Genomic DNA, 13,039 nt, shown 5'->3' with positions numbered 1-13,039 from the left:
TACACACCTTAGAACGCAAAGTTTACACCAAACAAGAAACGTCTTGTTGAAGGCCAACCGCCCATATCAATACCTCTCTTCAAGTCAGCACCGACACCGTTGTCATCCACATCTTTCATTTCCGCATTTGTATACTCGGGATCCAAACCATCATATCCTGTAATGGTGAATAAGTTCTCCGCTTGCACATAAATACGTAAATTAGAGATAGTAGCCTTCTTCATCAACTCCTTCGGGAATGTATAACCTAGGACCAAATTCTTCAATCTAACGAAAGAGGCATTCTCTACATAGTATGAGCTAGAGTTCGTTCCTGAATAGGTATCACCATAATCCAAAATAGGTAAGACAGCTTTGCTATTGTCAGCACCCGGTTTCCAAGACAAATCTCTCATGCGAGAAGATTTATTACCCTCGAATAACCAGAAATCAGTAAAGTACTTCGTATTGTTGAACAAATCATTACCGATCGTTGAATAGAAGAATGCCGTCAAATCCCAGTTTTTCCACGTTACAGTAGCGTTCAAACCGGCGATCAAGTCAGGATGAGGAGAACCGATAAAGGTACGGTCATTTCCATCTAACTTACCATTTCCATCTGTATCAGCAAATTTAAACTTACCGACCCAAGCCTTAGCGTCCTCCGCATTTTTAACATCTTGCCCCAGAGGAGGTAACGCAAGTACTTCATCTACGTTCTCATAGAATCCATTCACCTTATATCCATAGAACTCAGAGATAGCATGTCCCTTTGTCGTACGAGTTACATTACCAGAGATACGTGTACCGCCTCCCCACATAGAAGCATCATCAGCCTCAGAGATCTTAACAACCTCATTCTTATAATGAGATAGGTTCAAAGAGAAATCCCATGACCAATCGCCCTTACTGTCTCGATAGTTGAAGTTGAAGTCAACACCCGTATTCTTCATATCACCAAAGTTGATGTACGGTTTTGAAGATTCACCAGCCAAAGCGGAATATTGAGCCGCAATCAACATATCTGTCGTTTTCTTATAGTACCACTCCAATCCGGCACCGAATTTGCCGTTCAAGAATGTTCCATCCAAACCGACATTAAACATTTGGGTGGTCTCCCATTTCGTATCCTCGTTACCAAATTTATCCAAACGATAACCTAAAGAGGTAGAGGTATTAGAACCCGTAAAGTCATAGTTTGTTTTCTTTGGCAATGTTCTATATTCGTAGGCGAAGTTCGTAATACGAGGCACTTCTGAGTTACCGGTAACACCAAAGCCAAAACGAAGCTTCAAGTCATCTAACCAGTCTTTTGTTTTCTCCATAAAAGCCTCTTCAGAGATACGCCAACCAGCAGAGATAGAAGGGAATACACCGTAACGATTATTCTCCGAGAAACGAGAGACACCATCACGACGGATAATACCTGTCAACAGATACTTATTATTATAAGCGTAATCTACACGCCCAAACAGACCAAACAAGGCAAATTCACCTTTATATTTTGATTCTGCGATACGTTGTGCGTTATTCTCACCCATATTCAACTCCCAAGTATTCGTATTATCCTCGTACAAATAATTGTAACGACGACCTTTCAGCGTACGTCCCAAACCATCACGAATAGCCTCGGTACCAAGCAAGACAGTCAATTTATGAACCTCATTGAATGTCTTGTCGTAAGTCAAAGTATTAGTCCAAACCCAACGATAATTAAAATCAGATTGCTCTTCAAAATTGTTTTGGCCCATTGACTCAGAAAACTCAGGGTTCTTCTTTTCCATACGATAATAATAACCATTCGTATAGTCCAAACCGAAATTCGTTCTAAAAGTTAATCCCTTGATAATATCGGCCTCTGCCCATAGGTTACCAAATACGCGGTTATGTGTATAGTAATTATCCTTATTTCTCTTTTGATTGGCAACCGGGTTCTGGAAGTTACCCGTTCCAGCGAATTTTGAACCGGCAAAATTACCTGCGATATCATATACCGGTACATAAGGAGAAGCACGATAAGTCCAAGAATATGGATTACTCTCAGCGCCGCTAGAGTTCAAGCCATTATCTTTCGTAAACGCATAAGTTAAATTCTCTCCTACCCGTAACCAATCACGAACATTGAAAGAGGTGTTAGCACGTACTTGATATCTCTGGTAGTAAGAATCAATAACCGTACCATCTTGCTTGAAGTAATTCGCACTTAAATTATATTGTCCCTTTTCAGTACCACCAGATAAGCCAACTTGATGGTTTTGAATCATAGCCGCACGGTCTACCTCATCCCACCAATTTGTGTCAGAGAACGGCGCATAAGTCGTACCCGGGTAATTATAATCGCCGGGATTAATATCCGTACGACCACCCGCACCAGCTTGCGTCAAATAATTAGGAATAGAAGGACGTTCACCTGTTCCGAATTGCACGTGTGAAGGAAGTTCATTGGAACCTAACAATGCATAGTTACTAGCCTTTGCGTCCCATTCCAAGTTCACACGATCCATAGAATTCAAAACGTCATAGCGCTTGCCTGTTTTCTGAACACCGACATATCCATCATAAGTCAATTTAGGTTGACCGGATCGGGTACCTTTTTTCGTCGTAATCAAGATAACACCATTGGCCGCCTGCGCACCATAGATAGCGGCGGAGGAGGCATCCTTCAATACCTGCATACTCTCGATATCGTTCGGGTTCAAGGAGCTTAAATCTTGGTTACGTGTTGATACGCCATCAATTACGTACAACGGACCATTATCATTAACCGTATTGATACCACGAATACGAACCATAGACTGGGAACCGGGGGAACCTGACTGACCGATATATACACCGGCAGCCTTACCTTGCAACTGCTGGGTAGCGGAAGATCCGGAAGATGCCAAAAGGTCTTTCGTATCGACTACCGCCACGGAGCCTGTGATATCTTTCTTCTGCTGCGTACCGTAACCTACTACTACTACCTCATCTAGGTTTTGCGTATCTTCTTTCAAAGTCACATTTACCACTTCTCCCGAAGCAGGAATTTGCTGAGATACATAACCAATGTAGGAAACGACTAAAATGGAGTTGGGCTCAACTTCCAAGGAATACTTACCGTCAAGGTCGGTAATCGTACCGTTTGTAGTACCTTTTACTACAACATTCACACCCAAAAGGGGTTCACCCTTTGCGTCAGTTACCGTACCGGTAACTTTCTTAGCTTGCTGGGAGATGGACACATTCGCGTTAGACGCATGGATTGGAGGGGTTACACCCGCACCGACCATAAGGAAACAAAGTGCCAAACCCAGCCCGCTTTTAACAAAAGCCAACTGTTTGTTCATCATAACACAAAAATAGGTTAACATTAATAATTATATCCACTCTTCGGATACGGGTACAAATATAAATTATTATTCTTAATAAACAACAATAGTATGCATATTTTTTTCACATTCCCTTGAACTTGCGGATATGTGTTCGTACAAATAGCTATTATAGACCCAATAAGGCTTATTCTTGTTAACAAAAAGACACCTTCACAAGAATCAACAATATGTTAAAAACCGCATAAAAAAATACAATCTATTCCTAATTTTTACTTTTAAACCTTATTATCAATCTACAGCACGGTAAACGAGTCTCTTGGGCCATATAAAAGAAAAGAGGACGCCGTTTTACCGACATCCTCCTAAGCTCTTATCGCATTAGATCCGTGAGCCTTACCGGCTGCCGGCTATCGATTTACTCACGATATTCGTTACGGCCTCTTGCATCTTCTCGATGACGCCGCTGTTTTCCATCCCGTATTCGGAGGCGATCGTCTCCAGATTCGGGGAACCGACCCAAACCTTGCCGTCCGCATCTTCCCAAACGGAGATACGTAGCGGCAGCTCCAAAGAGATAGACGGATCTTGCTGCATCAATAAAGTCCCGACTTTCGGTGAGCCGAAGACGATCACCTTATTCGGAGGCAGCTTCATCCCTACCTCGCTAGCGTTTCGCCCATGATCGAACATGGCGAACACGGAACCTCCTTGAGACTTGATAATCTCCTCGATCCGCCGCATCGTCTCATCCACGCTAAACGGGCTTACTGTTTTTTCCATCAAACGATTCTTTTTCTCCATGGCTGTAATTTTCTTTAGTTTTGTCAAGACAGGAGTCTTGACCGTCCGTACGCTCGACTTCCGGTCATTATTCAGCTGCTCATAAATAACGATTTTATTCTCTCCTTTGTTCAGCCATACGTCCGGTATGTAAAGCGTTTGCTGAGGGCCGGCGTACCAATAGCGACCGATATTGATGCCATTGATGAAAATAATGCCCTTTCCCCAATCCTCCATATCGATAAACGTATCGCCGGTATCGGACAGGTGGAAGGTTCCCTCGTAGAGAACCGGCTTATTCCCCAACGCCGCTACCTCGGGCGAGCCATTCTTATAGACATAAGGTTCGCCGGAGGCCAAAGCCGGCATCCGGTCCATCGGGAGCTTGTACATCTTCCAGTCCGATATCTCGCTGCCGTTAATCTTGACCGGGCTGATGATCCCCTTCGTATTGCGGACGATCTCCTCGCCATAATTGATACGCCCCATGTTCTCCACCAAGATGTCCAAGGTAGCGTTGAACGGGATATCGATCTCCATCGCATATTGGTTGAAACAACGGTTTAACTCGCCGACACGCTCGCCATCCACGTAGATCGTAGCGTAATCACGCAAGCCCGGTATCTCCAGACGGCCTTTCAGGGGTTGGTTGAAATGGGTTGAGTACAAGACGTAGCCGTATCCTTGGTTCAATTGCTCGAACGTGAGAGGTGTCGGAGACGCTACCGGTTCCCCTTCTTTCGCCAAGGCCAACACATCGGCTACCTTCGTCAAGGAGATCGACGGGATCTCGATCAGCGGTATAGGGGCCGGAGCCTCGGGGACGTCATAGGTGACGTATTTCCGGATCACGTTGCGGATCGAGTCGAACTTCGGGGTCACCCAACCCGCCTCACTGATCGGGGCGTCGTAGTCGTAGCTGGTCAAGTCCGGCTGGATATCATGCTTCTTGTCGTAATTGGCGCCACTGGTGAAGCCGAAATTCGTACCGCCATGAACCATATAGAAATTGAAAGAGACATCGTTTTGGAGGTACGTCTCCGTCTGCCTCGCTATGCCGGAATCGCTTATATCGGGGAATGGTTCCGCCCAGTGCATCAGCCAACCGGGATAAAACTCGGCTACCATATACGGGCCTACTCCCCCGTGATACTCGTTCACCACCTTTTTCAAGTTCTCCACGTTGCTCTCCCCGTTCGCCGTAGGCAACGCTCCCGGGGTGGAACCGCCCTCGAACAACCAGCTTCCGTCCGAGGTGAACAGAGGCACGTTGAAACCGGCGTCCGCCAATTGCCGCTTGATCTTGGCGTTGTAGCGGCGATGCTCCTCCAAGGGGATATCCTTACGTTGCGCCACGTAAGAGCCGAACTCGTTCTCGGCCTGCACCATGATGATAGGGCCGCCTTTCGACACCTGCAAGTCGCCGACCTGCTCGTAAAGCTTATCGATATAAAGCTTCGTGCGTTTCAAGAACTCCGGGTTATCCCGGCGGATCTCCATGCCCGGTATATTCTGCAACCACCACGGATAACCGCCGAACTCCCACTCGGCGCATACGTACGGGCCGGGACGGAGGATCACCATCAATCCCTCCTCTCCCGCTATCCGGATATACTCGGCCAGATTCTTGTCTCCCTCGAAATCCCATTTACCCGGTTCCGTCTCGTGCAGGTTCCAGAAGACATAGGTAGCGACCGTATTCAAGCCCATCGCTCGCATCATCCGAAGGCGATGCCGCCAATATTGGTGGGGGATACGAGGGTAATGCATCTCACCCGAGAGGATCGGGGTTACCTTCCCGTTTACATAAAAATGACCGTCCTTGATCTCGAACGTACGTTTCTCCTTGGCGAACGAGCCGACAGGTATCAGCATCAAAAGGAGCAATAGATAGGCGATTTTCTTTTTCATGGAATCTATGTGTTATAAAGATTTATTTTTAGGTTTAAGATCTCGTGGCAAATGTATGTAAATAAAAAGAGGATGCCAAATAAATGACATCCTCCCTAGCTTATATATTATATAATGTATAAGTCTGTATTAAGCTTGCTCCAACTGCAAAGTCTTAGTCGGCTGGTCGCAAACCTCCGTCGGACCGAAGTACTGGATCGGACCCGGATATACATAGCTAGTAGTCAAAGCCCACTCGTCACGGTTAGCGGCGAACGCCTTGAAAGGAGCGCCGTCAAGCTTAACCAAAGCCTTCTGGATAACCGGCTTCATCTCGCCATGACGTTTTTCCATGTTCATCATCATAGTAACAGGGATACCACCGGCGATCCATTGATCAGCGGGAGCGGTCGTGTTACGTACGGAAGACATATAACCTGTCTTACCGGCGGCGATCAAGCAAGATGCCGTGTAACCCAAAGAGTAGCAGTAGTCCGCATCGTAGTTAGACGGAGCGGCGCAACGACCCTCGTAACCAAAGAAGTGGTGTTGTGCGGCGAACTTGCCTACGTACTTGCCCTCGGCCTTCCACTCAGCCAATTTCTTGCCAACCATCTCAGACAATAACTTCTCAGTCTCGATCAAAGAAACCTGTACGTTTCCGTGCGGGTCACGGTCCAAAGACAACTGACGAGCTACGCCCTCCGGAAGAGAAGCGTACAGATCAGAGTTCTCCTTCGTCAACTTGCTGATGATATAAGCACGTTGCTCGCTCTTCTTGATCATCTTGAACTCAGCGTCGTGCTTAGCCAAGAAGTCGTTCAACTCGGCGATCAAGCGTTTCATAGCCGGAACGAACTCGATCAAGCCCTCAGGGATCAATACCGTACCGAAGTTATTACCCTCGGCGGCACGTTTAGCCACGATACCAGCCACGTAAGTAACGATATCGTCCAAAGACATATTCTTCTCCTCAACCTCCTCGGAGATGATACAAACGTTCGGTTGAGTCTGCAAAGCGCACTCCAAAGCGATATGAGAAGCGGAGCGACCCATCAATTTGATGAAGTGCCAGTATTTCTGGGCGGAGTTACAGTCACGTTGGATGTTACCGATTACCTCGGAGTAAACCTTGCAAGCCGTGTCGAAACCGAAAGAGGTCTCGATCTGGGCGTTCTTCAAGTCACCGTCGATCGTCTTCGGGCAACCGATTACCTGTACGCCGGCACCGATAGCCTTGTAATACTCAGCCAATACGCAAGCGTTCGTGTTAGAATCGTCACCGCCGATAATAACCAAAGCCTTGATATCAAGCTCTTTCAAGATCTGAAGACCTTTATCGAATTGCTCTTTCGTCTCTAATTTCGTACGTCCGGAACCGATCATATCGAAACCACCCGTGTTACGGTACTCGTCGATAATATCAGCCGTCAATTCCATATATTTATGATCGATCAAACCGCCCGGGCCCAAGATGAAACCATACAGACGAGAATCTGCGTTGTGAGCCTTGATACCATCGAACAAACCAGCGATCACGTTGTGACCACCGGGAGCCTGACCACCGGAAAGGATCACACCAACGTTCATGACAGGCATAGCCTTCTCCTCGTTACTCTTCTCGAATGTAACGATCGGCATTCCGTAAGTGTTCGGGAACAATTTCTTGATTTCTTCCTGATCGGCTACTGATTGAGTATACTCGCCGTCAACGGCTTTCACTGCACCTTTCAACGCAGCGGGTACCTTCGGTTGGTAAGCTGCTCTTGCGATTTGTAATGCACTCTTTGTCATTTCTTAATTGATTTATTTAGAAATTATTTGATACGTGTTCAAAAGTGACGCGAATATAAGGAAAAAAATCCGTATTAATAAAAGAGAAGGGGGATATGTTCATTCAAAATAGCATCGAAAAAAACTTCCGGGAAATCACTGGTAAACTTGCCCTCATCATTATAACCGATCAACCTTCAACAAGAAGAGGGTGTGTCACCATGAAGTGAACACGAGAAAACAGGTAGCTTACTGTATATTTTACTTGACTATTTTTTACACGGTCGTGTTTTTCCAAAAACACGTACGTAATTTTCAAGAAACACGGTCGTGTTTTTTCGAAAACATGTACGTGTTTTACTCAAATCTCCATCATAATTTATATCCATCTAATTATAAGCCAGTTATAAACCATTTCAAACAAATGCTTTATTGTATTTTTTTAATCCGTTTACTCTGTAGGCTACTTCAATGGCACAATAGAGTAAACTATTCATCAACTTGCACCTAATTATCACAAAAGACTTCGTATATTTACACCTTCTATTAACGTTAGTTAATCACAAAATTCGATGCGAAAAAGCCCTCTTGCACTCCTATTATCGCTTATCTGCCTGATCTCGTCTCATAACGAGATACAAGCGCAAGGACATCCCCCGACAGATTCATTGCGACAACGGGCCGCAGCGAGCGTGGGTAAGGAAAAGCATGATCTACTGATGCGTATAGCCATGTCCACCAACGATATCGCCGACTGGGACGCTACGCTCAACGACGCTATCGACCGGTACGATACTCCGGCTATCTGTCAATCAAGATTGAATCGTATACAATGCCTCTTTAATTTCTACTCCGTGGATTCGGCTATCATCGAGGCGCAGGAAAGCCTTCCTTTTATATTGGATGCCAAGCAATACAGTTTCTACTTCTCCACCTATAATACTTATATATCCGGATTGTTCAAGCAAAGACGGTTCGACGAGGCCCGTGAGGAAGCCACAACCATGTTCGAGACGGCGCAACAGGTTAAACAACCGGTAGGCATGACGATGGCCTTGCAGGTACAAGGCAGCATGTATTATAAACTCGGCTTGTACGACCAAGCCCTCACCTCGCTGGAAAAAGGGATCGCTATATGCCCCACTTACGAGAATGGCGAGAACCAAGTACTCTACATCTCGGCCGTTCTTTACGAATGGCTCTTCATGACCGCCCTGAAGGTGAACGACACGGAACGCATATCCCGTTATGCCGACAGCTATGCCGCCCTTGTCAAATGGAGGGACGAGCATGGGAAAGTAGATCCTACCGGACATTATCCTGTCACCTCCCGCTCTCTCCAAGCCTTCTCTTTCCTAAAGAAAGGGCAAATAAAAGAGGCGAGACGATTGTTGGATGAGGCAGTCCGGTTTATTCATCCCCAAATCCCGGCCAACGCCTATGAGCATTTTTACGAAGCTCGCCGAGAATTACGGGAAATGACAGGAGATTACCAAGGGGCTATCAAGGATATGGATATCCTGTTAGCTGCTCATGAGGGCGACCTATCTTTCTATATGGACGATTTGTTGAAGAAAGCGGAACTTCTGGCTCATTCCGGAGATCCCCGGTCCTGTATATCTCTCTATCATACGTATATACAGGTGAAAGACTCGGTAAACCGGTTGGATATCGCCTCTCGGATGGATCAACTACGGACTATTTACGAGGTAGACCGGCTCAACCAAGAGAGGCAATACGCAAGGAACTGGATGTTCGCCGCCTTTACCGGTTGCTTGCTCCTTGTCCTTTTGCTAGCGGGATATATCATTTATTCCCAATGTCTAAAAGCAAAGAATCAAGTGCTTTACAGACGTATACAGGAACAGATCCGGCAGGAGAATAAGGCGGTGGAAACCATTAAGCAAATACCCGAGAACGATCTTTCCCGGGAATTACGTTTATTCATAAACTTGAACGAGTTATTGGAAAAAGAAAAGCTATACACCGATCCCACCTTGAACCGGGATGATCTGGCACAACGTTTGGGGACCAACCGTACCTACTTGATGGAAGCCGTACGTACTTACAGCGGGAATATGACCGTCCGCGAATATATTTATGACTTTCGTCTAAAGCATGCCGCCGAACTGCTCTCCTCTCCCTCCGCCCTCTCGATCGATCAAATATGCTATGACTCCGGGTTCGCTTCCCGCTCGGTATTTTACCGCCTTTTCCGACAGAGCTATGGCCTGTCTCCTAACGAATATCGAAAACTTGCGGAGAAAGAAAAAGAAAATTAAAATACTATATTTCAAAAACTTGCGCCACACGGACAAATGTTTTGCGCCACACGGACAGCTTTTAGGATTACTATTCGCATATTGAAACGATATCTGTTAATCCTAAAAACAAGCTATATATGAAGACAAATTATTTTTTTCTCCTTTTCTTTCTTTTGATTCTGATGGGATGTTCGGATGACAAAAACATTCCGGATATCCCGGCCTCCACAGAGGATACCTATGAAGGAGTACACGATCTGATCAGTTTCACGAAAGAAACCGAAGATTTCACGTATGGAGACCTGACTTTCCACATCAAGACTCCCGACGGGAACATTATCCAACGGAAAGCCAAGCACCGGCGATTATCCGGGACTTCCCTATTCACTATGGAAAAAGGGCTGAAGGAGGGTAAATACCAGCTACTATATATGGAATATACCATCCAATCGGATTGCCCGGACATTGACGGGCGGAATGGGGAGTTCGGCATGGGGTGCTACATTACCGTCAGTGAGAATGGGATCTCCACCGAAACCAACCGTGACGAGCGAATCGGCCTGTATGGGAACGGTACGCCGGAAGATCCGTACCGGATAACCTCTGCCGATGATTTGGCGAAGATACAAGAAGCGATCCTCAACTTCCACAACAATGGTAACCTTGTTAATTCCTCCACCTGCTTCGAACAACAAAATGACATTAGCATGGCCAACTATAATGACCAATGCGGCTGGGAGGGCAACTGGTACCAGATCGGATTATCAGCCAGTTATCCTTTCACGGGCTATTATGACGGCAACGGCTATACGATCCGGGATTTGAAAATGTTAGATAAAAACGCCGTGGGCGCTAGTTTGTTCGGCTTCGTAAATCAAGCCATCATCTCGAATCTCACCATCGAGAAAGCCACCATAACCGGCTATGGAGCGCTATCGGCTATCGTAGGAGCCGTTACCACCAAGGGGGGAAGCATCAATAAGACATTTATAAAAGGGTGCGTAGTAAAAAAATCCACCATCGAAAGCCGTAGCGATGGCGTAGTCACGGACGGCATGGCCATAGGCGGGATCGCCGGCATGGTAGACCCGAACGTAAATCTCTGGATAGATTCCTGCTCGGTAGAGGATTGCACTATAAACGGGGCGATTGCCGTAGGAGGAATCCTTGGCGGAGGAACAGTGTACTCAATGACACAAATCACGAACTCCCACAACCGGAATACCAAGGTAACCGCATCTTACAATTGTGCCGGAGGAATCGTTGGGTACGCCGATACGCTCTATGTATATTCATGTAGCAATAATGGCACTATCAAAGGTGCCGCATCCACAACCGCTCCTCCCGGAAACCTTCCTGCCAATTCTATATATAATGTAGGAACGGGCGGGATCGCCGGAGGAAGCGGATTGAGCACCATCATTTCCAGCCGAAACAGCGGGACGGTGCAAGGAAGCAGGGGCGTAGGGGGAATTATCGGAAGCACACTGGTAACTACCCAGCCGAGAACTTATTATAATAACACGTTTATCGGTTTTTGCTCGAACTCGGGGAATATAAACGGCGACAGTTATATAGGAGGATTATGCGGTGAGGCGCAACTTGGCGCTTATAAATCGTATAATGAAGGTATGATCGAGGCTAATTCATCCTTCGCTGGTGGAATTTTAGGATTCGCTCCCTTGGCCTCCATCACCAACACGGCGAATTTCAATAAAGTAATCGCCTCCTCTTATAGCGGAGGAATAGCCGGTTCCATCCTTGCCGGCTCGTTGGGTATTAACACGAATCTAGGGGAAGTAGCCTCCTACCATGAATATGCCGGTGGTATGATAGGAAGGGCAGGGAATACGCTTGCCATGAACTATTGTTCCAATTTCGCGCCGATATCAGGCTCCTCATACCTCGGTGGTATGATCGGCGAGGTAGGCGACGCAAAGAAATGGACGATCATGGATGGCGTATCCTTGGGGTTTGCCACATTCGAGCTGGCGTCTACTCTTGTCGGATTTGTCCCTTTCGCTAAAATCGTGGGAGAAAGCGGAGAAATCCTTGTTAACTGCGCCCTTACAGTACTTAGCCTCGTCTTAAATGATATCGATATTTTATCAGAAGGTTTTAGCGTATTCGGGCTTATTTCACACGGTCATCCGGAGATTATAGAAACAGAGAGGCTGAAAGGTGTCATTACCCATGATATCGCCATGTTGGAATCAGACATGGACACGAAACTGGCCAATAAAATAGATAACCTATCGTTCGCAAGCATCAAACTGAGGAGCAAAGATATGACAAATAGGTTCATGTCTAATCGAAAGGCATTAACAGAATGGTTTGAAAGTGGGGCAAACCACCAGATTTATAGTGACGCGATGAATTATAAGAGAGGGTTGCTCTCCAAACAGATCCTTAAAAGCAAAAAAAACGAAGAAGTTCTACATACGGTTGTCAGTGGTGTTTGTTGCGCGGTCAATTCAGCCTTGCTTTTTGTTACAGTTATCACTTTCCCCGAAGGTGTTCCCGCTGTAGCCTTGATGGGAGGTGCGCTAGCGTTAGTCAGTTTCGGCAATTCGGTTTCGGCCACTCTTGATGATTTCGTGGAAAACTCCGTCGTTATCACACAATGCTTGAACGCCGGAGAGATTGGCCAATATAGCAGCGGAGGCTTGGTAGGCCAACTTCAGCAAAGCTGCCTTATCTCCGATTGTATAAATATGGGACGCTCAAATAAAAGAGCCAATGCCCTAATTGGAGTTGTCAATCCAAACGTAAGGGTAGGCAGGAACTTGAATGTCGGGGAGAATTGGTATCTTTTCGCACCTCCCGCATCCGTCTCTTATTTTGGGAATTACTGCATGCTGGGCACTGTAGAGCAACCGAATCCTGTGATTATGAACATATTCAGCTTACAAGACTTAAAGTCGGAAAAGACCTTTACTGGATGGGACTTTGATGTAAAATGGGAAATACCATCCAACGAAACAGGCAGCTTTCCGATCCCTAAGAAATCCGAGATGCAATTTGATAAACCTAATTTATAAA

The 13,039-nt window shown here is 46.2% G+C and carries 5 protein-coding genes; 2 read left to right on the top strand and 3 right to left on the bottom strand.

The annotated features are described in order from the left end of the window. Positions 1–8 precede the first annotated feature (8 nt). The 3 genes from DW205_RS00440 to DW205_RS00430 all read right to left on the bottom strand — a co-directional run bounded on the left by DW205_RS00440 (position 9) and on the right by DW205_RS00430 (position 7,754). Positions 9–3,308 carry a TonB-dependent receptor gene (locus tag DW205_RS00440; protein WP_005868049.1) on the bottom strand — a complete coding sequence of 1,100 codons (3,300 nt, stop codon included), beginning with the start codon at positions 3,306–3,308 and terminating at the stop codon, positions 9–11. A gap of 375 nt (positions 3,309–3,683) precedes the next feature. Beyond that, the gene (locus tag DW205_RS00435; protein ID WP_005868047.1) at positions 3,684–5,981 is read right to left on the bottom strand and encodes a beta-galactosidase; all 2,298 of its coding nucleotides are present in this window, start codon (positions 5,979–5,981) and stop codon (positions 3,684–3,686) included. A 129-nt stretch (positions 5,982–6,110) separates the two neighbouring features. After that, the gene (locus DW205_RS00430) at positions 6,111–7,754 is read right to left on the bottom strand and encodes a diphosphate--fructose-6-phosphate 1-phosphotransferase (RefSeq protein ID WP_005855923.1); all 1,644 of its coding nucleotides are present in this window, start codon (positions 7,752–7,754) and stop codon (positions 6,111–6,113) included. 551 nt (positions 7,755–8,305) lie between these two features. On the opposite strand from DW205_RS00430, the gene DW205_RS00425 reads away from it, so the two are divergent. Together DW205_RS00425 and DW205_RS00420 are read left to right on the top strand one after the other, a co-directional pair. Beyond that, positions 8,306–10,015, top strand: a complete 1,710-nt coding sequence (locus tag DW205_RS00425) for a helix-turn-helix domain-containing protein (protein WP_005868045.1) — start codon at positions 8,306–8,308, stop codon at positions 10,013–10,015. 119 nt (positions 10,016–10,134) lie between these two features. After that, positions 10,135–13,038, top strand: coding sequence for a hypothetical protein (locus DW205_RS00420; protein ID WP_005868043.1), 2,904 nt, complete (start codon positions 10,135–10,137; stop codon positions 13,036–13,038). Position 13,039: the final 1 nt, after the last annotated feature.

The sequence above is a fragment of the Parabacteroides sp. AM17-47 genome (assembly GCF_003434625.1).
GTDB lineage: Bacteria > Bacteroidota > Bacteroidia > Bacteroidales > Tannerellaceae > Parabacteroides > Parabacteroides distasonis.
This window is presented reverse-complemented; position numbering and strand designations above follow the sequence as displayed.